The organism is Corallococcus sp. EGB (assembly GCF_019968905.1).
In the GTDB taxonomy this organism is placed as follows: Bacteria; Myxococcota; Myxococcia; order Myxococcales; family Myxococcaceae; genus Corallococcus.
Map to the genome: position 1 here is coordinate 9061311 of NZ_CP079946.1, position 23498 is coordinate 9084808.

Annotated in this window: 22 protein-coding genes and 1 tRNA gene; 11 read left to right on the forward strand and 12 right to left on the reverse strand. The window is 71.0% G+C overall.

The window, feature by feature from the left end; translation table 11 throughout:
* Positions 1–7: 7 nt before the first annotated feature.
* Positions 8–1921 carry a RecQ family ATP-dependent DNA helicase gene (locus KYK13_RS37070; RefSeq protein WP_223639773.1) on the reverse strand — a complete coding sequence of 638 codons (1914 nt, stop codon included), beginning with the start codon at positions 1919–1921 and terminating at the stop codon, positions 8–10.
* A 144-nt stretch (positions 1922–2065) separates the two neighbouring features.
* Between KYK13_RS37070 and KYK13_RS37075 the strand changes: the two genes are divergently transcribed.
* The 6 genes from KYK13_RS37075 (at position 2066) to KYK13_RS37100 (ending at position 8347) form a co-directional block, all read left to right on the forward strand.
* A complete protein-coding gene (locus KYK13_RS37075) occupies positions 2066–3568 on the forward strand; it encodes an asparagine synthase-related protein (RefSeq protein WP_223639776.1) in 1503 nt (500 codons plus the stop codon).
* Positions 3569–4762, forward strand: coding sequence for a glycosyltransferase (locus tag KYK13_RS37080; protein ID WP_223639780.1), 1194 nt, complete (start codon positions 3569–3571; stop codon positions 4760–4762).
* Positions 4759–5622: an ROK family protein gene (locus tag KYK13_RS37085; RefSeq protein ID WP_223639783.1), complete on the forward strand. Its 864-nt coding sequence runs from the start codon at positions 4759–4761 to the stop codon at positions 5620–5622. The genes KYK13_RS37080 and KYK13_RS37085 overlap by 4 nt, the downstream gene beginning before the upstream one ends.
* Before the next feature lie 107 nt (positions 5623–5729).
* A complete protein-coding gene (locus KYK13_RS37090) occupies positions 5730–6620 on the forward strand; it encodes a S1C family serine protease (RefSeq protein ID WP_223639786.1) in 891 nt (296 codons plus the stop codon).
* Between the two features lie 12 nt (positions 6621–6632).
* Entirely contained in the window at positions 6633–7547 is a 915-nt protein-coding gene (locus tag KYK13_RS37095; protein WP_223639789.1) for a S1C family serine protease, read from the forward strand.
* Between the two features lie 71 nt (positions 7548–7618).
* Positions 7619–8347, forward strand: a complete 729-nt coding sequence (locus KYK13_RS37100) for a phytanoyl-CoA dioxygenase family protein (RefSeq protein WP_223639792.1) — start codon at positions 7619–7621, stop codon at positions 8345–8347.
* Positions 8348–8372: 25 nt separating this feature from the next.
* Here KYK13_RS37100 and KYK13_RS37105 read toward each other — a convergent pair whose 3' ends face one another.
* Entirely contained in the window at positions 8373–8609 is a 237-nt protein-coding gene (locus tag KYK13_RS37105; protein WP_223639795.1) for a hypothetical protein, read from the reverse strand.
* Positions 8610–8767: 158 nt separating this feature from the next.
* Between KYK13_RS37105 and KYK13_RS37110 the strand changes: the two genes are divergently transcribed.
* Positions 8768–9748, forward strand: a complete 981-nt coding sequence (locus KYK13_RS37110) for an oxygenase MpaB family protein (protein ID WP_223639797.1) — start codon at positions 8768–8770, stop codon at positions 9746–9748.
* 59 nt (positions 9749–9807) lie between these two features.
* On the opposite strand, the gene KYK13_RS37115 is transcribed toward KYK13_RS37110, so the two are convergent.
* The 4 genes from KYK13_RS37115 to KYK13_RS37130 form a co-directional block, all read right to left on the reverse strand.
* Complete coding sequence (locus KYK13_RS37115) at positions 9808–10395, reverse strand: redoxin domain-containing protein (RefSeq protein WP_223639800.1); 588 nt, start codon at positions 10393–10395, stop codon at positions 9808–9810.
* A gap of 64 nt (positions 10396–10459) precedes the next feature.
* Positions 10460–12781 carry a protein-disulfide reductase DsbD gene (locus KYK13_RS37120; protein WP_223639803.1) on the reverse strand — a complete coding sequence of 774 codons (2322 nt, stop codon included), beginning with the start codon at positions 12779–12781 and terminating at the stop codon, positions 10460–10462.
* A 167-nt stretch (positions 12782–12948) separates the two neighbouring features.
* Positions 12949–14298, reverse strand: a complete 1350-nt coding sequence (locus KYK13_RS37125) for a VWA domain-containing protein (RefSeq protein WP_223639806.1) — start codon at positions 14296–14298, stop codon at positions 12949–12951.
* Between the two features lie 510 nt (positions 14299–14808).
* The gene (locus tag KYK13_RS37130; RefSeq protein ID WP_223639809.1) at positions 14809–14973 is read right to left on the reverse strand and encodes a hypothetical protein; all 165 of its coding nucleotides are present in this window, start codon (positions 14971–14973) and stop codon (positions 14809–14811) included.
* A 458-nt stretch (positions 14974–15431) separates the two neighbouring features.
* Between KYK13_RS37130 and KYK13_RS37135 the strand changes: the two genes are divergently transcribed.
* The gene (locus KYK13_RS37135) at positions 15432–17645 is read left to right on the forward strand and encodes a (Fe-S)-binding protein (RefSeq protein WP_223639812.1); all 2214 of its coding nucleotides are present in this window, start codon (positions 15432–15434) and stop codon (positions 17643–17645) included.
* Between the two features lie 86 nt (positions 17646–17731).
* Here KYK13_RS37135 and KYK13_RS37140 read toward each other — a convergent pair whose 3' ends face one another.
* On the reverse strand, positions 17732–18220 hold the full coding sequence (locus KYK13_RS37140; RefSeq protein ID WP_223639815.1) for an ankyrin repeat domain-containing protein: 489 nt from the start codon (positions 18218–18220) through the stop codon (positions 17732–17734).
* Positions 18221–18408: 188 nt separating this feature from the next.
* On the opposite strand from KYK13_RS37140, the gene KYK13_RS38980 reads away from it, so the two are divergent.
* From KYK13_RS38980 to KYK13_RS37150, 3 genes are read left to right on the forward strand one after another with little or no spacing between them, the layout of a single operon-like run.
* Positions 18409–18543, forward strand: a complete 135-nt coding sequence (locus tag KYK13_RS38980; protein WP_255654119.1) for a hypothetical protein — start codon at positions 18409–18411, stop codon at positions 18541–18543.
* A gap of 7 nt (positions 18544–18550) precedes the next feature.
* On the forward strand, positions 18551–19081 hold the full coding sequence (locus tag KYK13_RS37145) for a DUF3592 domain-containing protein (RefSeq protein ID WP_223639818.1): 531 nt from the start codon (positions 18551–18553) through the stop codon (positions 19079–19081).
* The gene (locus tag KYK13_RS37150) at positions 19078–19614 is read left to right on the forward strand and encodes a hypothetical protein (RefSeq protein WP_223639821.1); all 537 of its coding nucleotides are present in this window, start codon (positions 19078–19080) and stop codon (positions 19612–19614) included. Before KYK13_RS37145 ends, KYK13_RS37150 begins: the two co-directional genes overlap by 4 nt.
* Here the strand turns inward: KYK13_RS37150 and KYK13_RS37155 are convergent.
* The 5 genes from KYK13_RS37155 to KYK13_RS37175 all read right to left on the reverse strand — a co-directional run bounded on the left by KYK13_RS37155 (position 19611) and on the right by KYK13_RS37175 (position 23132).
* Positions 19611–20573 carry a hypothetical protein gene (locus KYK13_RS37155; RefSeq protein WP_223639824.1) on the reverse strand — a complete coding sequence of 321 codons (963 nt, stop codon included), beginning with the start codon at positions 20571–20573 and terminating at the stop codon, positions 19611–19613. The two genes, KYK13_RS37150 and KYK13_RS37155, sit on opposite strands and share 4 nt — an antisense overlap.
* Positions 20574–20706: 133 nt before the next feature.
* Positions 20707–21264, reverse strand: a complete 558-nt coding sequence (locus KYK13_RS37160; protein WP_223639827.1) for a non-proteolytic archaemetzincin-like protein — start codon at positions 21262–21264, stop codon at positions 20707–20709.
* 57 nt (positions 21265–21321) lie between these two features.
* Positions 21322–21395 (reverse strand) — tRNA-Gln (locus tag KYK13_RS37165).
* Positions 21396–21573: 178 nt separating this feature from the next.
* Positions 21574–22731: an RtcB family protein gene (locus tag KYK13_RS37170; protein ID WP_223639830.1), complete on the reverse strand. Its 1158-nt coding sequence runs from the start codon at positions 22729–22731 to the stop codon at positions 21574–21576.
* Complete coding sequence (locus KYK13_RS37175) at positions 22728–23132, reverse strand: ribosome-binding factor A (protein WP_223639833.1); 405 nt, start codon at positions 23130–23132, stop codon at positions 22728–22730. Before KYK13_RS37175 ends, KYK13_RS37170 begins: the two co-directional genes overlap by 4 nt.
* Positions 23133–23498: the final 366 nt, after the last annotated feature.

A 23498-nucleotide genomic window follows, 5' to 3' on the forward strand; every position in this document is an offset into this window, starting at 1 on the left:
TGGAGGTTCACCGCGCCGCACAGAACGCCAGCACCTGGGCGAACGGATACTCGGCCAGGGTGCCGAAGAGCTTGTGCCCGCTGAGCTTCGCCTTGGAGAGCGCGGGGCTGCTGAGGCCGCAGAGGAAGCGGGCCGCCTGCCGGGGATGCCCCAGCGCCTCCGGGTGCTTCGCCATCAGCGACCGGACCGTGGCCACCTCCAACTGTTCCCGCAGCTCCGGCCGGGGATACGGCGGTGGCAGCACGCGCGCCACGCCCGTGCGGCACCAGGTGCAGTGGCCGCAAGGCGCTTCACGCTGCTCACCGAAGTGGGCCACCAGCGCGTTGCTCTGGCAGCCGTCGTGCGTGACGAGCCGGAGGACATCGCGCACCCGCGACACCTCCTGGGCTTCGCGCTTCTGGAAGCGCCCCTGCAACAGGGCCACGAGCGCCTTCGCGTCCTCGTGCTCGCGCAGCCGCGTGTAGCGCTGGCGCGGCTCGGCCACCTGCACCTCCGCGTAGCCCTGCTCCTGGAAGTAATCGAGCGCCTTCACCACCCGGTCTCGCGGCTGGCCCAGCGCCTTCGCGACCTCGGTGGGGTCGAACGTGTACCAGGTGCGTCCCTTCTTCGCTTGCGCGAACAGGTCCTTCACGAAGCGGGCACGCTCGCCCTGGAACTTCCCTACGAGCGCATCCACCGAGCCCGCGGGCTGCACCTTGTAGCCCGCGTAGTACGGCGTGCCCTGGCGCAGCACCCCCTCCAGCTCCAGGTACGTCAGCGCCGTGCGCAGCACCAGGGGCCGCAGGTCGTGGCGGTTGCCCAGCGCGTACAGGTCCAGGTGCAGCTCGGGTCCCGAGGACAGCAGCTCCTTCACCAGCGCAGCCAGTGCCTCCGGCAGCGGCGTGTCCCCGAGCGCGAAGTTCTCCAGCGTGGGCACGTCGTCCGGACACGCGAGCAACTCCACCACGGACGGCTTGCCGTCACGGCCCGCGCGGCCGATCTCCTGGCTGTAGCTCTCCAGGCCCTTGGGCAGGTTGTAGTGGTACACGGCGCGCACGTCCGCCTTGTCGATGCCCATCCCGAACGCGATGGTCGCCACGACGATGCCCTTCGCGGAGCGGGTCCACGCATCCTGCACCCGCTCGCGCTCCTCGGCTTCGAGCCCCGCGTGATAGGCGCTCGCGGGCAGGCCCTCCGCGCTCAGCAGCGCCGCCACGCGCTCCGCCGTCTTCTGCAGCGTCACGTAGACGATGGTGGTGCCAGGTGGCCGCGACTTGAGCCGCTCCACCAGCAGGGCATCGCGTGCCTCCGGGCCCGTGGGGGTGGTCTCCAGCGTGAGGTTGTTCCGGTAGAAGCCGGTGACGACCGCGTGTGACTCCGGGATGCCGAAGCCCTCGCAGATGTCGTGCACCACCTGCGGCGTGGCCGTGGCGGTGAGCGCCAGGATGCGCTCGGCCTGGAGCGTGCGGGCCGCCTGCGCGAGCTTGAGGTAGTCCGGCCGGAAGTTGTGGCCCCACTCGGAGACGCAGTGCGCTTCGTCCACCGCGAAGAGGGAGATGGGCAGCTCGCTCAAGAGCCCCATGAAGCGCTCGTTGTTGAAGCGCTCCGGGGCCACGTAGAGGAGCTTCAGCGTTCCGTCGCGCAGGGACTCCGTCACCTCGCGGGACTCCTCCAGCGACAGGGACGAGTCCAGTCGAGCAGCGCGGATGCCCCGCCGCTCCAGCGCGTCGATCTGATCCTTCATCAACGCGATGAGCGGTGACACCACCACCGTGAGCCCTTCGAGGAGCAGCGCGGGGAGCTGGTAGCACAGCGACTTGCCCCCCCCCGTGGGGAATACCGCGAGCGCGGAGCCATGGGGCTCGAGCAACGCCGTGATCACCTCGCGCTGTCCGGGCCGGAAGGACTCCAGTCCGAAGAGCTCCCGCAACACGACGTCCATCGCAGCCTCCCGCATGTCCCGCCCTTCCCTGCTCATCTGAAGCGAAGTGTTTCCCGGGAGGATAGTCCACCCTCCCCGGAGGACCGTCACCGTCCCCCAGCTTCCTCCTGATACGGCGAGCCATCGCCTTTATGATGCGGCTCCATGCCGACCCGCGATCCCAAGGCGTCGCCTTCACGCAGGGCTCCCGCGCGCGGCCTGGTTCCTCGGGCGGTGAGCGACCTGCTGCGCCATGCCCGTGCGTCCAACACGCCTTTGCGGCCGGAAGTGGAGCCCATCGGGGTGGCGCTGCCTCGAGTCCTCCGGGAAGCGGAGACACGGGATGAGGAAGGGCTCGCGGCGCGGCTGTTGTCCGCCTGGTCCGACACCGTGCGAGCGCATGTGGAGGCAGGCACGCATGAAGTGAGCCTGAGCGGCGGCGTGGACAGCGCGGCCCTGTGCGCGATGGCCGCGCGGCACGCCCCCGGGAAGGTGCGCGCGTGGACCATGGACGTGCACTTCGCGGACGCGGTGGAGCGGAGCAACGCACGGCGGATGGCGAAGGTGACGGGTGCGGAGCTGGTGGACGTGCTCATCCCGGACGCCGTGCTCCCGGACCTGTTCGAGCACGCGGTCCTCGCCAACCAGACCGTCATCCTCAACGCCCGGGCCGTGGCCAGCTACGTGTTCTACCTGGAGGCCCGGCGGCAGGGCGCGGGGCCCGTCCTCCTGAGCGGCGCGGGGGCGGATGAAGTGCTGCGGGGCAACCCTGTCGCCATCGCATCCGCGAAGGCCCGCGTAGACGAGGACCGGGCCCTGGCCGCGCAGGTCCTGGCGGCTGTGGATAACTCGCGGGCGACGTTCCGAGCGGACTCGCGCGATCATGAGGACCTCCCCCGAGCGGCCCAGGAGGCTGTGGACAAGTCAGACAGGCCTGGGGACGGAGCGCCGCATCGCGATCAGGAATCAAAGCCATCCACGCGGCCGGCCACGGGAGCACCGGCGCCGGAGAACCCGGGTGCCGATCAAGCCGGAGCCCGTCGCGGGACCTCCGCGCCTGTGGACAACTTGAGGGCTGTTTCCGAGGGCGAAGACAGCGATCACGCCCCAAGCGCCCCCCCTGTGGACAACCTGGGGACCGGGCTCGCCGCGCCGTGGGAGCTACCATCGGAGGATGCGCTCCTCTCCGAGGAGCTGCGCTACGCGAAGTGGGTGCTGACCGAGCTCATCCTCCCGCCCGAGCTGCGAGGCGCCCGGGCCCATGGGCTCACGGTCCGCACGCCCTATCTGGATGAAGGCTTCGCGCGAATGGCGCTGGCCCTGCCGGAGTCCGTGCTGCTGCGGGAAGGGTTCGGCAAGTGGCTGTTCCGGCACGCGGTGCGGTCGCTGGTGCCGGAGGAGGTCCGCCTCGCGCGCAAGACGCCCCGGTATGGGCACACCGCGCTCTCCAGTCCGGTGCGCTCTCGCTGGCTGGAGCTGTATCGCGCGTGGCTGTCCCCCGAGAGGCTGGAGCCCCTCCAGGTCATCGACTCGCGAGCGGTGAGGGGCTTGCTGGAGCGCTACACCCGCCTGCCTCCGGATGACTTGAGGGCAGGACCGATGGATCGCCTGTTGATGCGCCTCGTGTCCCTGGCCATGCTCCAGGTCCACCCCAAGGCGCCCTCCTGAATGCCCCGAGTCCTCATCGCCACCTCTCCCGAGAAGGGCCACCTCAACCCGATGGTCGGCGTGGCCCAGTGGCTGCGCCGCCTGGGCCACACCGTCGGATGGCTGTGCATCCCCGAACCCGCGCCGCAGCTCGAGGCCCTGGGCGTGGAGGTGCTGCGCCTGCCGCACGTCGAGGCCGCGCCGCCCGGCATCGAGACCGGGGGCGAGGCGCTGGCGAAGCTGGTGCTCGATGACGTGGCGCTGGGGAAGTGGATCCGGGGCCTGCTCCTGGATTCGGTCCCCGCGATGCTGGAGCCTGTACGCGAAGTGGTGCACGCCTTTCGTCCGGACGTGATGGCCTTGGACGGGATGCAGTACGCGGCGGTGCTCGCGGCGCATCTGGAGGGCATCCCCTGGGCGGGCGTGTCCTCCGCGCTCACGCTGCTGGAGCCACGGCCGGAGATTCCCCTGCTGCGCAACGTGGGGGCGTTGAGGGACGACCGTCAGGCGCTGTTCCGCCGTCACGGCTTCGACGCGAGCTTCCGCACCTGCGAGTGCCTGTCCCCCCGCCTCAACATCGTCTTCGCCACCGAGGCGTTCCTGGGGCCGGACGCGGGAGTGCCTCCGAACACGCTGCTCGTGGGCCCCTCCGTACCGCCCGAGCCCCGGGGAGACGAGGTGTCCTTCCCCTGGGAGCGCCTGGGCCACAAGCCGGTGCTGTACGTGTCCTTCGGCAGCCAGATTTCGTATCAGCCGGAGCTGTTCCGACTCATCGCGGAGGCCGCGAAGCCGTTCGACGTGACGCTGGTGTTGTGCGCGGGAGAGCTGGCGGACACGGACTTCCCGAGCACGCTGCCCGGCGACGTGGTGGCGGTGCGCTACACGCCGCAGCGGCAGGTGCTGGAGCGCGCGGCGGCGTTCATCTCGCACGGTGGCGCCAACTCCGTGATGGAGGCGATGACGGCGGGCGTGCCCATGTTGCTGCTGCCCGTGTGCAACGACCAGCCCGTGCAGGCGCACTTCCTGGAGAGGGCCGGAGCGGGGCTCGCCAGGGACCCGAGGACCCTCACGGTGGAGTCGTGCCGTGAAGCCATCGCGAAGCTGCTGGAGCCGAAGTCCCCGATGCGCGACCGCGTGGCGGAGATCTCCCGTTCCTACCGTGCGCACGACGGCGCGAGGACCACCGCTGAGCGCGTCGCCGGGCTCGCGGTATGAGTCGCTCGAAGTGGAATGCTCGCCGGCACCACCCCGAGGGGATCACCTCGCTGGAGGTGTGGAACCTGCCCGTGTTCGGCCGCGAGCTGTGGGAGGTGTTGGGCTCGCCGTGGGTGGAGGCCGACCGGCGCGCGGGCGTTCCTGGTGCCACGCTCTCTGCCCGCGTGATGCTTCCGTTGGCGGAAGCGCTCTTCCTGCTGGTGAAGAAACACGCGCCGGACGCGGCGTACCTGAGTGGAGGACTCGCGGAGCTGGATGGCTTTCCCGCCGCGTTGAGGGAGGCCACGGTGTCGCTGCGCTGCCCGGTGCACATCGCGTTGTCACCGCGCTTCGCTCCCGTGCGCGCGGGGCTGCGCATGCTGGAAGCCAAGGGGGCGCGGAGTCCGCTCTGCGTGGACGTGGGGCAGACGAGCATCAAGCTCGCGCGTCCCGGCGCCACGCGCGTCGTCGAACGGAACCTCGAGACCCTGCCGCCACTGTTCATCGGACAGCCGCGTCCCGCGGATGGACATCACATCCGGGACACGGTGGCGTTCATCGCGGGAGCGCTGCGGATGTTCCTCGCGGAAGGCACCGGCGAGCCTCCGGACGCGCTGTGTCTGGCATTGCCATGTCCGCTGGATGAGCACCTGATGCCCGGGGGTTGTACCTACGGCTTCGAGGGCGCGGCGTCCCTGGTCCCCGACATCCTCGCCCAGGCGGGCCTGCCTGACAGGGGAGGTCCGGTGCTCGTGCTCAACGACGCGGAGCTGGCGGCCGAATCCGCGCGGCGGGCGCCACAGGTGAAGGGGCGCCGCGTGCTGTGCCTGACCCTGGGCTTCGGCCCGGGTGGCGCGCTGCTCGAAAAGCCAGGCCCCTGACCCGACGGAGAGGAGACCTGCCCGAATGGGGAGGTCGCCGTCCTGCCCGGTCCGCCGATGTGGCGCGCTTTCGAGCCCTTTAGTTTCTGGCTCGAAAGGAACACGCCATGTCCACCGACACCCTCCAATCCCTCTCGCAGTCCATCTCCACCGTCGTCGAGCGCATCGCTCCCTCCCTCGTCCGCGTCGAGGCCCGCCGTCGCCGGGGCGCCAGCGGCGTCGTCTGGGATGCCGACGGCCACATCCTCACCACCAGCCACGCCGTCGAACACGAGGGCTCCATCCAGGTGGGCCTCGCGGACGGGCGCTCGGTGTCCGCCGAGCTCATCGGCCGCGACCCGAGCACCGACCTCGCGCTCCTCAAGGCCGACGCCACCGGGCTCACCGCGCTCACGCCCGCGCCGCTCGATGACGTGAAGGTGGGCAACATCGTCCTGGCCCTGGGCCGGCCGGGGCGCACGGCGCGGGCCACGCTGGGCATCGTCAGCGCGTTCGGCGGCAACTGGCGCACGCACGCGGGCGGACAGGTGGACCGCTACCTGGAGACCGACGCGGACCTGCCTCCGGGCTTCTCCGGCGGCGCGCTCGTGGACGCGCAGGGCCGCTTCCTGGGCATCCCCACGGCGGCCTTCTCGCGCACCGCCGCGGTCGTCATCCCTGGTGGCACGCTGACGCGCGTGGCGAACTCGCTGCGCGAGCACGGAGGCATCCGCCGCGGCTACCTGGGCGTGGGCGCCTACCCGGTGCGCCTGCCGCGCGAAATCGAGGGCACGAAGGCGGGCCTCATCCTGCTCTCCGTGGATCCGAGCGGGCCCGCGCAGCAAGCAGGGCTGCTGATGGGCGACGTGCTGGTGAGCCTGGGCGGCCAGACGCTGTGCGGCGTGGAGGACCTGCTGGGCTACCTGGGCGACGACAAGGTGGGCACGTCCGTCCCGGCGAAGGTGTTGCGCGCGGGCGAGCTGCGCGAGGTGCCCATCACCGTGGGCAAGCGTTCTTGAAAGGAGCCGGCGATGAACCTGTTGCAGCAGCTCTCGGATGACCTGGAAGGACTCGTGGCCGGCGCGGCTCCGGCGGTGGTGGGCGTGGAGCACGCGCGAGGCCACGGCACCGGTCTGTTCCTCACGCCGGACGGCTACGTGCTCACCAACCGGCACGTGGTGATGCGCTCGCCCAAGCGCCTCACCGTGCAGCTCCACAACGGCGAGGAGCGCCGGGGCACGCTGGTGGGCGCGGACGCCCCCACGGACCTCGCGGTGGTGCGCGCGGAGGGAGACCACTTCCCCACGCTGCCGCTCGCGGATCCGGAGACGGTGCGGGTGGGGCAGCTGGTGATGGCCATCGGCAATCCCTTCCGCCTGGAGCAGTCCGTGTCGCTGGGCGTGGTGAGCGCCATCAACCGCTCCATCACGCTGCCCGACGGCGTCATCCTGGAGGGGATGCTCCAGACGGACGCGGCCATCAACCCGGGCAACTCCGGCGGGCCGTTGCTCGACACGCGCGGGCGCGTGGTGGGGCTCAACACGCTGGTGTTGCCGTTCGCGCAGGGCATCGGCTTCGCGGTGAGCGCCACCACGGCGGCCTGGGTCGCGGGCCTGCTCATCCAGCGCGGCCGGGTGGACCGGAAGTTCCTGGGCATCGCCGCCACGGCGGTGAACCTGGAGCCCGCGCTCGCGAAGGACACCGGACAGCCCCGCGCCGTGCGAGTGCTGAAGGTGCAGGAGGGCACTCCCGCCGACGACGCGGGCCTCCAGCCGGACGACCTGCTGCTCGGCATCAACAGCCGGCCGGTGAGCAGCGTGGACGACCTTCAGCGGCTGATGGCGCTCGCCACCGAGGAGGAGGTGCACCTGGACGTGCTGCGCAAGGGCCGCCGCAGGGACGTCTCCGCCCGGGCCCGCCACCGCCGCGAGCCGGTGGCGGCGTGAGCCCTCGCGGGGCTGGTTCCACGTGGGCCCGTGCCCGCGTGGAACCAGCCTCCGCTATGCTGCGCGCCGCGATGTCCCCATCGACGACGCATGACGTGACCGCGGAGCTGGCCGAGCGCATCGAGCGCGAGGGCTTCGCCATCCTCCCGCACGGCATCACGCCCGACGCCGCGGATGCGCTGCTTCAGGCCCTGCACTCCGTGAGCGAAGACGCAGCGGCCTCGCAGCGGCGTGGCGGCGTGCGAAACCTGCTGGAGAACGTGCCCGCCGTCCGGGAGCTGGCCCGCTCGGGCCACGTGCGCGAAGCCGCGGAGGCGGTCCTGGGCTCGCACTGCTTCGCGGTGCGCGGGCTGCTGTTCGACAAGACCCCGGACGCGAACTGGAAGGTCATCTGGCACCAGGACCTGACCCTCGCCGTGCGCGAGCGCCGCGACGTGCCTGGCTTCGGCCCCTGGTCGGAGAAGGCCGGTGTGCCCTGCGTGCAGCCGCCCACGTCCGTCCTGGAGGACATGGTCGCGGTGCGCGTCCACCTGGACGACTGCGGCGAGGACAACGGCCCCGTGCGCGTGCTCGCGGGCTCACACCGTGAGGGACGCCTGCACTCTTCGCTCATCCCGGGCTGGCTCGAACGCAGTCCTCCCGTGGACTGCCTCGTGCCTCGCTGCGGCCTGTTGGTGATGAGGCCCCTGCTGCTGCACGCCTCGTCACCGGCGCGCGTGCCCGCGCACCGTCGGGTCATCCATCTGGAGTTCGCGGCGAGGCCCCTGCCCGGCGGGCTCGAATGGCACGCGCGCGTCTGAGGCGCAAGCCGTGCGGTGGCCGGCGCTACCGCTCGCCGTCGTCACTGAGGGGCGGCGCTTCCCTCGCGGGCTCCGTGCCCTTCTGCGCGCCGTAGCCGCCAATCCCCTTCTGGAGGATGCGATCCTCGCCCACGTCCTCGTCCGTCACGTCGCCCCGCTCCCTGTCTGGACGCTGGTGTCGGGCCTCCCGCTCCAGCTCCTCCGCGCTTTGAGTGTCCGTGCGCTCGGGCCCCTTCACCGGCGGCCCCTTGTTGCTGGCCATGGTCGCGTCTCCTGTCTGGATGTCGTGCGCTTCAAGACAAGGTCCGGCGCACCGCCGCCTCGGACAAGGCCTTCCGCCCACCGGCCCTTCAAGGCCACGGCGTGCCGTCACGGAGCGGGCTAACATCCCCAGCCGCCTCGCTTCCCGGAGTTTCCCCCATGCCCCACCCGGCCTCTCCTCCCGAGGACGCTGCTTCCTCGGGCTGCCCCTTCAGCGGCGCGGGGAAACCTCCTGCTGCCAGCGTGCCCGGTCCCGCCTATCGCAAGCCCTTCTGGCGGGCGCGGCTGCCCGAAGTGAGCCGGGAGATCGCCACCCTGGACGCACGGCGGGACTGCCAGCGCATCGTGCACCTGCTGACCAACTACGAGTTCTCGTTCGACATCGTGCGGTCCACGGAGATCGCCCTCTTCCACACCTACGGCAGCCGTTCCGTCTCCCGCCTGCTGGACCGCACGGGCGAGTTCCGCAAGCGCGGCCAGAAGCGCTACGACGACACGCGGCTGCTCATCGCGCGCTTCATGGAGTGTGGCTGGGAGGGGGCGGAGGGGCGCCGTTCGCTGGAGCAGATGAATCACATCCACTCCTTCTTCCGCATCCCGAACGAGGACTTCCTCTTCGTGCTGTGGACGTTCATCGACTTCCCCATCCAGTGGATGAACGACTTCGGCTGGCGTCCCTTCACCGCGCACGAGCAGGAGGCCTGGTTCCATTACTGGTGCGAGATTGGCCGCCGCATGGGCCTGAAGGACATCCCCGAGGACAAGGCCGCCTACGACGCCTTCATCCGAGACTACGAAGCCCGCGAGTTCGTCCCCAACGAGGCGAGCCACCGCGTGGCGCAATCCACCGTGGACATCCTCGCCGGCTGGGTGCCGGGCCCGCTGCGTCCGCTGGTGGCGCCCATCAGCCTCAGCCTGGTGCCACCGCGACTGCTGCCCGCCATCCAGTTCGAAGCCCCACCCGTCTGGGTCGGCAACCTGGTCCGAGGCGCGCTCAAGCTGCGCAAGCGGGTCAAACGCCACGTGTCCCTGGAGCGCTATCCGTCCACGCTGGAGACGACACGCAACCGCACCTACCCCGGCAACACCTACCGCATTGAAGGCCTGGGCCCGGACTACGCCCACCGCGACGCGGAATGAAAAGGCCCGCGTCCCTTCCCAGGGACACGGGCCTCGAACCTCACGACGTGGGCGGTCGCTCAGCTCTTGTACTTCACGGAGCAGCCGTACGGCTCGGAGGTCGGGGTCGCCACCTGCTTGCCGTTGAGGAGCGCGTCCACCGCCGTCTGCACGTAGTTCACCTTGGTGGCTTCCTTGCCGCGCGGGTCGTTGTCGATGGCGCCCGCGTAGCGGACCACGCCCTCACCGTCGATGACGTACATGTGCGGGGTCGTCTTCGCCGCGTAGCTCTTGCCCACCGTGCCGTCCGTGTCCAGCAGCACCGGCTGGCTGAGGCCCTCCTTCTTCTTCCACTCGGCGGCGCTCTTCGCGTTGTGCGTGGAGGACGAGTCCACCGTCAGCCACACCACCTTCTTCGCATCGAAGCCCTTCTGCGTGTTCTGCATCGTCTTGGCCTCGTAGTGCCGCTTCACGAACGGGCACTCCGGGTTCGTCCACTCGAGCACCACCACCTTGCCCTTGTACTCGGACAGCGAGTGGGCCTTGCCCGCCTCGTCCTTCAGCGTGAACGCCGGAGCGGGCTTGCCCACCTCCGCGGTGTCCGCGGCGAAGACGGGAGCGGACACGAAAGCCGCGGTGAGAGCGAGAGCCTTGAAGACCTGCTTCATGACGGAACCTCCAATGAGTTGAACGCCGCGCAACGAACAGCCCTACCGCCACTTCACTCCCGGCTCATGGCCGGGCACACACCACCGAGCCACCCTTCAACGGCGACCCGCACTCCGCCGCGCGCTGCACCGCCTGGATGACGCTGTCCGCGGTGAGCAGCTCGTTGAGCACCTCCGGCTTGTCCGGCGCGCCCGGGCTCAGCACCAGGTACATGGGCACGCCCGCGCGGCCATGCTCCGCCAGCTTCGTGGTGATGCGCGCGTCCCGCCGCGTCCAGTCCGCCACGAAGAAGGCCACGTTGTGCTTCAGGAACGCCTGCCGCACGTCGTCGCGCGACAGCACGGTGCGCTCGTTGAACTTGCACGTGAGGCACCAGTCCGCCGTGAAGTCCACGAACACCGGCTGCCCCGCCGCCAGCGCCGCCGACACCGCCGCCTCGTCCCACGCCTGCGCCCCACCGTGCGACGACGCCACCGCGCCACGCGTCTCCAGGGACGCCTGCGCCTCGTCGAAGCGCAGCGCCGCCGCGGCCGAGCCCACCAGCACCAGCACCGCCAGCGCCACCGTCACGCCCCGGCGCCCGCCCTCCAGCCCCTGCGACTGGCCGTACAGCCACGTGCCCAGACCCACCGCGATGAGGAAAGCGAGCAGCCGCGCCATCCCGTCCACGCCGGCCAGCCCGCCCATCACCCACACCAGCCACACCGTCGTGCCCAGGAGCGCGAAGCCCAGGAACTGCTTGCCGCGCTCCATCCACATGCCCGGCTTGGGCAGCTTCTTCGCCAGCCCCGGCACCAGCACCAGCACGCAGAAGGGCAGCGCCAATCCCAACCCCAGCGCCATGAACACCAACAGCACCGTGGCCGGGCCCGCCGCGAACGCGAAGCCCACCGCCGTGCCCAACAGCGGCGCCGAGCACGGCGTGGCCAGCACCACCGCGAGCACGCCCTCGCCCGCGCTGCGCAGCAGGCCGTGGCTCTGGTCCACCTTGCCCGCCAGCGCCGTGCCGTCCGCGCCCAGCGTGTAGACGCCGAAGAGGTTGAGCGCGAACGCCACCAGCACCGCGCTCACGCCCGCGACGAACAGCGGCTCCTGGAACTGGAAGCCCCAGCCCACGCTGGCGCCACCCGCGCGCACCGCCAGCACCGCGCCCGCGAGCAGCAGCATCGTCGCCAGGATGCCGCCCGCGTACGCCGCCGCGTGCGGAGCGACCCTGCCCTTCTCCTCCTGCACCATCCGCGTGAAGCCGTATGCCTTGAGCGCCAGCACCGGGAACACGCACGGCATCAGGTTGAGCAGCGCGCCGCCCAGGAACGCGAACACCAGCGCGAGCCCCAGGCCCAGGGGCGACTCGCCCGCCACCGGAGGCGCCGCCGCGGGCTGCACCTTGCCCACCGCGTCCTTCACCGACGGGACCTTCAAGGGCGCCGCGCCCGCCACCGCGCCGTCCGCGGCCACCACCGGCGCGAGCGCCGTGTCCACGTCCACCGCCGTGTAGCCCTGCGCCTTCGTGCCCAGGCGCAGCGCGCCCGTGAGCCGGGGCTCGCCCCGGGGCACCACCGACGACGCCTGCCCCTTCAGCGCGAACGTCCCCGGCGCCGTCTGCGTCAGCGCCACGCTGTCCACGCCCGCGATGCGGCCGGGCACGAAGAAGTCACCCTCCACGCCGCTCGCGAAGGGCTTGCCGTCCGCCCCCGTCACGGTGAGCGTGCCGGTGAAGGGCTTGCCCGCGGTCAGCGTCGCGCCATCCAGCTTGACGGCCACGCGCGGAGCGCCCTGGGCACCCACCGGCGCCGGCACCTCGGCCTGCGAGGCATCAAACCGAGGCGCGTACTCCGGATCCAACACCGTCTCCGGCCCCACCGGCAGCGTGCGCGTCAGCACCAGCTGCGCGGGGATGCAGTGCACCTTGCACGCGAGCGCGTCCACCGCCGCGGACACGTTCAACGTGCCGCTGGCGTTCTCCGACACGTGCGCGGGCGCGAACAGCAGCACCTCGTCGTGGTAGCCGTGCGTGGTGATGAAGCCGTCCGGCGTGCGGAACGTGCTGGGGAAGGGCCAGCGCAAGTCCCCCACCGTGACGCCCGGCACGTCCCACGACACGTCCGTGGCCAGGCCGGAGTCGCCCGGGTTCTTCCAGTAGACGTGCCACTCCGGGTCCAGCTTCAGGCGCACACCCACGCGGAAATCGCCGCCCGCCTTCACCTGGGTGGCGTCCAGCAGCAGCGCGCCCTCCAGGCGCGGGTCGCCCTCGTCCGGCGCGGTGCTGCCCACGGCGGTGGCGGGCAGCGCGGCGGCCTGGGCCCACGTCGCCAGGAGCAACGCGCCCACCACCCCCAGCCCACCGAGCCGGCTTCCAGACCTCTTGCTCCACGGATGCGTCATGCGACTCCCGTTAATCCACCTGGAAACGCCGTGCTACCTGGGATGCGTCCCCGCGGGGTGCACTCAACCTTCCAGGCGGCCGGGCATTCCGCATGCCCGCACGCCCGGCATCAGGGGGCCACCCCGGGCCCCCGCGCAGCCTCTCTACGCTCAAGGACTCCAGGCGGTTACGACTCGGTGTTGCCCGTCTTCCAGGGGAGCATCGCCGCGCTGTCCAGGGTTCCCGCCGGGGGTGCCCCGCCGTTCGCCGCGGCGGGGAGGGCCGCCCGGACCGGAGCAGGAGCCGCCGGGGCCGGCATGGGGAGCGCCGGTCCGATGCGGCTCATGGTGATGCGCGACACCTCCGACTGGGCCCGCCGCACCCCCAGCGCGGACGGCTGGGCGGCCCGGCGCTCCACCGCCCTGCGCAGGTCCGCCAGGCGGTCCACGTGCCGCTGCGCGGGCACCTCCGCGGAGCCCAGGCGCGCCAGCTTGTAGAGCCCCTTGTCCGCCCCTTCGAGCGCCCGCTCGGCCGCGTCCTGCTGACGGCGGGAGAGCGCCTTCCAGGCGGCGGCCTCATAAGACACGAGCTCCAGCTCCGCGGACACAGCGCGCACGAAGCGGCCCTCGTCACTCTCCGGCAACAGGCGCGTCACCGGCACGGACAGCCTCCGCGTGTCGCCGTTCTCCGTATACGAGGCGGTGACGGTGAGGTTCCAGTCGCCCTTCTCCAGCACGCCCGCGAAGAGGACGCGGCGCGGGAACGCATGCGACACCGCCCCCAGCGCGGCGCTCATCGCGTCCCCCTCCACGCGCGACGGGTAGCGGTGGCGGCAGCGCAGGTCCGCGAAGCCCGTGGGCAGCACGTACACGCGCGCGTCCGCCACCACCTCGCCGAACAGCTCCGCGCCCAGCGCGCCCACCGCCAGCGGCAAGCCCTCCGCGTCGTCCACGTGGGTGAAGCCCGTGCCGGACGGCCCGGTGAGGGCCTCCAGGATCTCCGGCAGGTAGTGCTTGCCCAGCCCCAGCGCGTGCAGCGCCACGCCGGAGTCGTGCACCCGCTGGCCCAGCACCTTGAACTCGCCCAGCGCGGTGGGCCCCACGGAGGGCTCGCCGTCCGTGAGCATGAGCAGCTGCGGCCGGGCGCCCGGCACCAGCACGCGACGCACGGCCTCCGCGCCATGCTCCACGGCCTCGTGCAGCGCGGTGCCCTCGCCGGACTCCAGGCGGGAGAGCGCCTTCAGGAAGGCCGACTTCGCGCCCGCCTCCATGGCGCGCACGGGCAGCACCTGCTCCGCGTCCGCGTCGAAGGTGAGCAGGCCGACGTAGTCCTTGGAGCCCGCCCGCTCCACCAGCGCGCGCGCCGCCTCCACCGCCGCCGCCAATGGCGCGCCCCGCATCGACGCGCTCCGGTCGATGACCAGGTTCACCGCCACCGGGGCCCGAGGCGTCTCCGCTTCGGCCTCCAGGGTCACCAGCAGCAGCACTTCGCGGCCGCCTTCCGCGTCGCGCTCCACTGCCCAGGCCGTCTGCTTCATCCGCGCTCCCGCATGGTGGGGGGGTCCATGCTGCCTGCCCGCCAGTCCTGTCGCGACGACGCCCTGGAGCCCCGGAACGCCCCGGTGCACGGGCCCGCGCCCGTCTCCCCGGAAGCCTGTCGCTGATGCCCGGAGGATGTCGGGTTTCCAGGCGTGAAAGCAACGTGTCCGGCCCGACCGGGGCCTCCCTCTTCAACGGCCCGCCCACCTCCGGCGATCACCCTGCGCTCCCACGCCGCCGCGCCCCGGGTGGACGCCTCGCGTCACCCACAAACACCTGCTTTTCCACAGGAGCGTTCAGGCCTTTACGGATTTACTCCAGGAGGTTTCGCCACCGGTCATCCGGGGGCCTGCGTCCGGAGGCTCGACCCGGCCCGAGGGCGGGGAGCGTCACGGCATCCAGCGCACTGCATCAGCGTCCGGGAGTGCAAGTCCCGGGACCTGTCCGACTGTCCGACAGGTTCGTCGACGAAGGCCCCCGCGCAGGCCACGGGCCGCGGGGGCAGGGCCTCACTCCGCCACGGTCCAGCCGCCCCAGGCCTCCTCGGGCAGGTGGCTCCAGCGCCCGTCCTCGGTGGGCTCCACCGGCTTCACCGTCCGTCCGGATTCGCCCTCGGCCGTCAGTTCCAGGTCGTCCCGCCCCTCGTCCAGGTACGTGCTCTCGTCGTGGCTCATGTCCGGCTCCTCGGCGCTCCAGTTCACGGGGTGTACGGCCTGTGATGGCTCGCGTCCCCCTGGACGCCCTGCGTCAGTCAATCGGAGCCGCCCCATGCGAGCCCCTTTACAAGCTCATCTTGACCGATTTACGGACATGGTGAGACCCGCCCCCTGTTTTGTAAAGCCCTCGGGACAGCAAAGTTCCGGGAGCGTCCGGCGCGGCACATCCGGCCGCCTGCTGTCCGGCGTGCCAGGCAGGGTGCGTTCGCACGCATGCGCGGTGGGGTCAGCGAGGGTGGGGAGCCCTTGCCCCGGAGGGAGGTCCGGACGCGGTGGAGGGACTGCTGCAGGACACGGCGTCCGCTCGGTGCTTGATTCACGAATCACCCTTGCTAGGGTTGACCCACACTCCAGAATTGCCGCGTCGCAGCAACCCTGCGTTGCCGTCGTGCGGCCCCAGAGGGTCCCGAGGTTCCATGAACCCCATCATCACCGGCCTGCTCCTCGCAGGCTTTGTTTCCATCTTCGTCATCACGATGTCCGGCCGCGTGGGCGTGCTGCTCGCGATGAAGAAGGAGAACCGGCTGGACCACATCCCCTACCGCGTGGCGCAGCTGGTGCGCTTCGGGTTGGGCCAGAAGCGCATGGTGGACCCGGAGGAGTTCACGCCGGGCCTGTTCCACATCTTCATCTACGCGGCGTTCATGGTGCTGGCGCTGCGCACCATCATGCTGTTCGTGATGGGGTTCTCGTCCACGGCGCTGGACGTGCTCACCGACCTGTCCCACCCGGCGTGGGACGCCGCGCCGCCGCTGCTGCTGCTCTACAAGGTCTACCTGCTGACGAAGGACATCGTGGCGGGGCTGGCGCTGCTGGGCGTGGCGTTCTTCGTGTGGACGCGCTGGAAGGTGAAGCCGGACCGCATGTCCCAGTCCTGGGAGGCCTACCTCATCCTGGGCTTCATCGCGGGCCTGATGATCACCGAGTTCATGTTCGGCGGCAGCCACATGGTGGCCGCGCACGCCGCCGCGCAGCAGGTGCCGGTGGGCGCCACGCAGGTGCCGGCCGCTCCGGCCGCGATGGTCTGGTGGGAGCCGCTCACCAGCCTGACGGGCCTGGCGATGATGCCCCTGGGCCACTCGGCGGCGCACGTGCTGGGCGTGGCGGGCTTCTTCACCCACCTGACCATCATCCTGGCGTTCCTGAACTTCCTGCCGCTGGGCAAGCACTTCCACATCATCACGGGCCTGCCCAACGTCTTCTTCCAGCGCACGCACTCCACCGGCAAGCTGCCCACGCCCAACCTGGAGAAGGAGGAGTTCGGCGCCGCCACGGTGAAGGACCTCACCTGGAAGAACGGCCTGGACCTGTACTCCTGTACGGAGTGCGGCCGGTGCCAGACGCACTGTCCCACGTACATCACGGGCAAGCCGCTCACGCACAAGGGCGTGAACCAGGACCTGAAGCACTGGATCTGGGACAACGAGCGCTGGGTGGAGGAGGGCTACGGCCCCAGCGGCGCGAAGGAGCCCCTGCCTGAGATTGTCGGCACCGCGCTGAAGGCGGAGACGGTGTGGGCGTGCACGAGCTGCGGCTGGTGCGAGCAGGCCTGCCCGGTGTTCATCGAGAACGTCCCGCGCCTCATCGACATGCGCCGCTACCAGGTGCAGGTGAAGGCGGAGTTCCCGCCCGAAATCCAGCGCGTGTTCGAGGGCATGGAGCGCCAGGGCAACCCCTGGGGCCTGGGCCAGGACCGGCGCGACGAGTGGGCGGAGGACCTGGCGCTGCCCACCTGGGGTGACGGCGGCGAGTACGAGTACCTGTTCTTCGTGGGCTGCGCGGGCAGCTACGACGACAAGCAGAAGAAGGTGAGCCGCGCGCTGGTGAAGATCATGCGCGAGGCGGGCGTGTCCTTCGCGACGCTGTCCAAGCAGGAGATGTGCAACGGCGACTCCGCGCGCCGCATGGGCAACGAGTACCTGTACCAGACGCTGGCCAAGACGAACGTCGAGTCCTGGAACGCGATGGGCGTGAAGGCGGTCATCACGCAGTGCCCGCACTGCTTCAACACCATCAAGAACGAGTACCCGGAGTTCGGCGGCGAGTACCGCGTCATCAACCACACGCAGCTCATCAACGAGCTGCTCAAGGACAAGCGCATCAAGCTGTCCTCGGTGATGAACGCCGGAACGAAGCTGACCTACCACGACCCCTGCTACCTGGGCCGGCACAACGGCGTGTACGACGCGCCCCGTGAAGTGCTCCAGAGCATCCCGGGCCTCGAGGTGGTGGAGATGCAGCGCAGCAAGCGCGAGGGCTTCTGCTGCGGCGCCGGCGGCGGCCGGATGTGGATGGAGGAGCACATCGGCACGCGCATCAACCACAACCGCATGAACGAGGCGGCCCTCACGCTGAAGCACGCGGAGGATCCGAACACGCCCTTCCCCGACGCCACGGACAAGAAGAAGCCGGGCATGGTGGGCGACTACAAGGAGCCGGGCGGCAAGGGCATCGTCGCGGTGGCCTGCCCGTTCTGCTCCACGATGCTCAACGACGCGAAGAACGACACCGGCCGCGAGCAGATCCAGATCAAGGACATCACCGAGCTGGTCGCTGACTCGATGGAGGTCAGCAGCAACAAGGGCGGCACGGTGGCGCCCAGCCCCGTGGTGAGCGCCAAGCCGGAGTAGCGCAGTCCGGCTCCTGATGTGACGAGGGCCCGGTGGCTCCCCCTGGTGGGAGCGGCCGGGCCCTTCGCCTTTCCGGAGGTGGGCGGCTACTTGCGGCCCTTGGGGGCGTTGCCCTCCGAGCGCAGCACGCGCTCCAGGCGCTTCGTGGCGCCGTCGTCGCCCAGCTTGCCCGCGACGTAGGCGCCGGCGGAGGCGAGCTTGCGGCGGAAGCCGCCGGGCGGGACCTCGGACGGGCGCGAGGGGCGCGCGGGGATCTCATCGAGGCCCTGGTTCTTGAGCAGCGTGCGCGCCATGTCCTTCTCGTCCGCGGTGGCGTGAGGGGACAGGAGCGCGCAGACCTGGACGTGGCCGTAGGCGGCGGCGGAGACGTAGGGCGTCTCGCCCACGGCGTCCGGCAGCGTGGGGTCCGCGCCGGCCTCCAGCAGCACGCTCACCAGGTCATCACGGCCCGCGCGCGCGGCCACCATCAGCGGCGTGCGCCCTTCCGCGTCGAAGGGGTTGGGGTCCGCCCCCGCGTCGAGCTGGGCGCTCAGGGCGGCGCGGTCACCCGCGGCGACGGCATCGAACAGGGACACGGTGCGTACCTCCGGCAGGACGCGCGGGAGCATGGCGTTTTGGCGCACGCGACGCCAGGGAGGGCCCCGCACGCGGGCTCTACGGCCGGGCATGAAAGGCATTGCCGTTTCGCGTCGCCGGGTGCCCGCTTAAGGTCCTCTCCAGCCAGGACGAACCGCGCCGCAGCAACCCGGAGGGCCATGAGGTGATGTCGCTGGGGCTCGCCCTCTTCTTCAGCGAGGTGCGGATGTTCTTCACCGTCATCCGGCGGGTGGCGCTGCTGGCGAAGGCCGTGCCGAAGTCCCCCCGGGTCGCCCCTGGGGTTCCAACCCCGTCATCCTGAGGCCGCCATGCTCCCCATGAACGCGATGCTGCTGGTGGTGTTCTTCGTGGGAGCGCCGCTGTGGCTGTTGGCGCGGATGCTGCTTCAGTACCGGCTCACCGTGAAGCTGCGCGAGGAGGGCCTGCACGCCTACGGCGAGGTGGTCTCCGTCCGCCGCAGCCTGTTGGATTGGAAGGACAACATCGTGGAGTACGTCTTCCCGCTTCCGGAGGGCGGAGAGATCCAGGGCGAGTACCGGGAACGACGGTGGGGGCTGTTCGGAGGGAGGCAGAGCTCCGTGGGAGACGCCCTGGAGGTCCACTACCTGCCGGACAACCCCCACCGGCACCAGCGCGTGGGCACGGAGCCCGGGCCGCTCATGGTCGTGAGCAGCCTGTTCGGCGCGGGCGTGTTCCTGGTCCTGGCGGCCATCGTGGTGATGAACGCGCCCGTGAAGAAGGCCCCTGCGCCGCGCGGCGGGCCCACGCCCGCGGGCAGGCTGCGGAACCCCGACGCGCCGCGGACGCACGGGAAACCGATTCCATCGAGGGCGCCATGAGCACAGCGGAGACAGTCCTGGCGGTGGTGGCCCTCGTGGGAGTCCCCCTGGCGGCACTGGTGTGGGAGTTCCGCCAGTACGACCTCACCTTGAAGCTCCGGGATGTGGGACTGCGCGCCCGAGGTGAGGTGCTCCACACGCGCTGGGGTTTCAAACACAGCGACCTGGTCGTGAAGTACGTCCTGCACCTGGAGGACGGCTCGGAGGTCCGCGGCGAATACGGGCATCCCCGCGCACTGAAGCCCTACCCCGCCGTGGGAGACGCGCTGGAGGCGCTCTACCTCCCTCACAATCCCCAGCGCCACCAGGTCGTGGGCATGGGCGTCAAGCTGGCGAAGCTGGTGGTCGACGTGGTGGGACTGGGGCTGGTCATGATCCTCACCGTGCACCTGCTGGTGGTGGACCACCGCAAGCAGCAAGCACTGGAGGCGCGCGGCTCCACGCCCCCGAGCAGGCTCCGCACCTACGAAGAGCCAACCCCGCCCTCCAGGCCACATCCCACCCGGGAGAAGCACCAGGTGGGCGCGTACTAGTTGGGCCCGTAGAAGGGCTCGTTCGCGGTGGGCACCGCGAGCGTCACGGAGCTGGCCGTGGAGGACACCGGAGCACGGTAGATGCTCGGGTCACCGCCGGAGTCGTTGAAGAGGAAGCCCAGCCCCGTGCTGCCCGTCCAGCTGGGGAAGCTCTCCTGCACCGTGCTCGCGGTGTAGTCCGTCAGCCGCCGCAGGCTGCCGCTGATGCCCGTGGTCGTCACGTTGCCCACGAAGATGCGCGTGCTGCCGGACGACAGCCGCCCGTCCAGCGCGATCTGCCGCCCGTCCGGTGACACCACCGCGCGGTTCGCGATGGCCAGCACCTCGTTGCCCAACCGCACGTAGCTGGGGCTGTTACCGTTCAGCGGCACGAACGCCAGCTGATCGAACTGGAAGGAGCTGGTCCCCGCGGGCGCCACCACCGTGTTCCCGCTGGGGAAGAAGGATGGCGCGCCGTACGCGATGGTGGTGCCGGGCGTCAGGTCCACGAAGCCGCTGCCATCCACCGCGATGCGCCCCAGCGAGCTCTGCGAACCCGAGCCCCGGTCGAACGCGAACACGATGGTGCGCCCATCCGGGCTGAACGTGGGCCCGCGGAAGTTGGTGCAGCCGCCGCAAGCCGCGTCGTTGCTGCTGATCAACGTGGCCACCGGGCCGCCCGAGGTCGGCACCGTCCGGATGGACGACGTGCTGCCGGAGCGCTGCACGAACACGACGCTGTTGCCGTTCTTGGAGATGGACGGCGTGTACGCGCCGCCACCCGTCGTCAGCCGTTGCGGGCTGTTGGGGTCGCCGTCGTCGTCCACCACGTAGACGTTCCGGTCATCGCGTACGAAGACGAAGCCCTTGTCGAAGAGGACGTCGCCAATGGTGCCACCACCGCCCGCGTCCAGGGGCTCGCACGCCCCCAACAACCCCACCGCCACCACGCCCCCGAGCCATCGCCGCATGCCCTTCATTCGCTGTCTCTCCCGCTGTGCCGGCCCTGTCACACGTGCTTCCTGCCCGAACACTACAGGGCCCGCGGGACAGGACGTCAACGCACACGGGGCATTCACGCGCGCCCGTATCCGGGAGCGCGCACGGAGCGTTTCAGCGGTTGAGGCGGTTCAGCTCGTTGCGGCAGACGTTGCAGGGGCCCAGCGACTTGCGGTCGATGTCCTGCGCGGACTGCGGGAAGAACATCACGCAGCGCGAGTCCTCGCAGTACGACAGCCCGATGAGGTGGCCTGCCTGGTGCACCGCCTCCACCTGCACGCGGCGGCGAAGCTGCTCGCCCTCCGCGCCCTGGCGCAGCCGGAACAGGCTCATCACCGCGACCCGGGACTCGCGGTCCGCCTGGCCGAAGACGAAGGGTGAGTCCGGTTCGAAGAGGTCCGCGTCCGTCACGCCCATCACCAGGTCCGGCCGCCCGTCACCCGGGCCCGCGTCCCGCCGCGCCTCGTCCAGCACCGTGCCCAGCCGGCGCATGATGGCGTTGCAGTGGTACTGGCTCCGGTCCTTGTTGAAGGCATAGGCCGGAGAGGACAGCGCCATGCGGCTCACGGCCGCGCTGACGCCCAGGTGTGTCGCCAGCGGTTCCTGCAAGGCGTTCACGAGCGCGGACGGTGGACTGCCCACGGTGACCAGCAGGAGCGTCTTCTGCGGCATCAGCCCACCGCCTTCAAACTCCGGACGGACTCAGGACCGCGTCCCCCCGGAGCGGAGTGGCTGGGGCGCAAGGATTCGAACCTTGATAATCAGAGTCAAAGTCTGACGTCCTGCCATTAGACGACGCCCCAGCAGGTTCGCACGCGTACTCGTGGGCCGATACTACGGCACTTTGACGGGCGCGGGAACCCACTCTGACGATGAGCCCCTCCATCCGTGGAGTACGAGGGGGGTGGATCACTCCCCCGGACGCCACTCGGGCGGCTGCCGGGGGGGCGGGCTGTCATCCACCCGACAGGCGCCTCCCTCTCAGCCCTTCAGCACGGCCAGGGGCGTGAGCCGGACGCGGGGCGTCACGAGGTCCGCCTCGTCCTCCAGCACCTCGGTGAGGTCCCGGTAGGCGGCGGGCGCCTCCTCCACCAGGGCGTGCGCCCGGCCCGGGTCGAACACCACACGGCGCAGGGCGTGGGCCAGCGCGTCCGGGCGGATGCGGGCCCGGGCCTCCGTGCGGGTGAGCACCCGGCCCGCTCCGTGTGAGCAGGAGCGGAAGGCCCGGGGCTCGGCGAGCCCCTCGACGACGTAGGAGGCCGTGCCCATGGAGCCGGGGATGAGCCCCCGGGCCCCCGCGTCCAGCCCCACCGCGCCCTTGCGGTGGACCCAGAGCGTGCGGCCGAAGTGGGGCTCGGAGGCGATGTGGTTGTGGTGCACGTCCACCGTCCTGTCCGCGTCCGGGGTGATGCCCAGCAGGTCGGACAGCACCTCCAGGGCCCGGGCCGCGAGCACGTCCCGGTTCGCGCGGGCGAAGCGGCACGCCAGGTCCACGTCACGGACGCAGGCCTGGCCCGCCTCGGTGGCGGTGCTCAGCGCGGGCGGCGTGCCCTGGCCGAGCGCCCGGGCCACGCGCTGGTGGTGTTCCCCCACGGCGCCCCCCACGCCCCGCGAGCCGGAGTGGATGAGCAGCCAGAGGTCCCCCGCGCCGTCGCGGTCCAGCTCCAGGAAGTGGTTGCCTCCCCCGAGCGTGCCCAGGTGACGCGGCGCCAGCCGTTCCCAGGCATGGGCCAGCTTCTGGGTGGACAGCGGAGTGGACTCGAGCCCGGGTGGCAGGGGCAGGCCACGTCCCCGGTGCACCGCGTCCCCCACCGGGATGACCCGGGCGAGCTGGGACAGGAGCCGCTCCAGGTCCGCGCGCGACAGCGAGGCGGCGGGGAAGGCGAAGCGGTGCGCGCTCACGCCGCAGCCCAGGTCGTTGCCCAGCGCGCCGGGGACGACATGGGCCTCCGTGGCGAAGACGGTGCCCACCGCCACGCCCGAAGCGAGGTGCACGTCCGGCATCACCGCCACGTGCTCCGTGACGTAGGGCTGCGCGGCGAGCTGCTGGAGCTGCTCCAGGGCCGCCGCGGGCACCGTGCGCGCCCAGGCGAGCAGGGGCACGGCACCCGGTGGCACTTCGAGGACACGGGGCATCATGCGTCACCTCCTTCCCCGTCCTCGGGTTCCGTGCGTGGGGCGATGCCCACCAGGACGAAGCGCAGGTGCGGGGTGCGCTTGAGGTTCAGGTGCTCCGCGAGCCGCGAGCGCAGGAAGCCCTCCGCCCGGGTGAGGGCCTCCTTCACGGTGGCGGAGTCCGCGTCGTGCGGCAGCGTGTAGCCGATGCTCGCGATGCGGCCGTCGGGGGACAGCTCGAACGACGCCAGGGAGAGGTCTTCGAGCCGGGGGTCGGACAGCTCACTCCGGAAGAGCAGCGAGATGTCCTCGGAGAGGGTGGATTGGACGCGCAGGTGACGCGCGGACGGCGATTCGGAATGGAACAGCGAGGAGCCCGAGCGCCGGACGGACGCGCGGGAACGGCGATGCTTGGAAGAAGACATGAGGGAAGACGGAGTCCTGCGGGCCATGCCGGAGCACGGCCAGGTGTGCACGCGAGCGCCCTCGCGCGGACACGCCGTCTGGACCTCACGGCGGAGGCGTCCTCCACGGCCGCGGCTGCGCTCACTCGGGCGCGGCCTTCGGACGGGAGCTGGACGCCACCGGTGACGCTAGAAGCGCGACCGCACGGAGCGAACCGAGACCACCTTGGCGACACGTCCCATGGCACACCTCCGGCAAGCGGTCCGCGCCCGACGCGAAAGCCTTCCGGTTCCTGACATGGCGGCGCTGTCCTCTGGTGACCAGCCGCTCCATCCACCATCCGACGCGCGGCGCCAGTCGCATTGGCGGGGCGGCCGTCCCGGGGC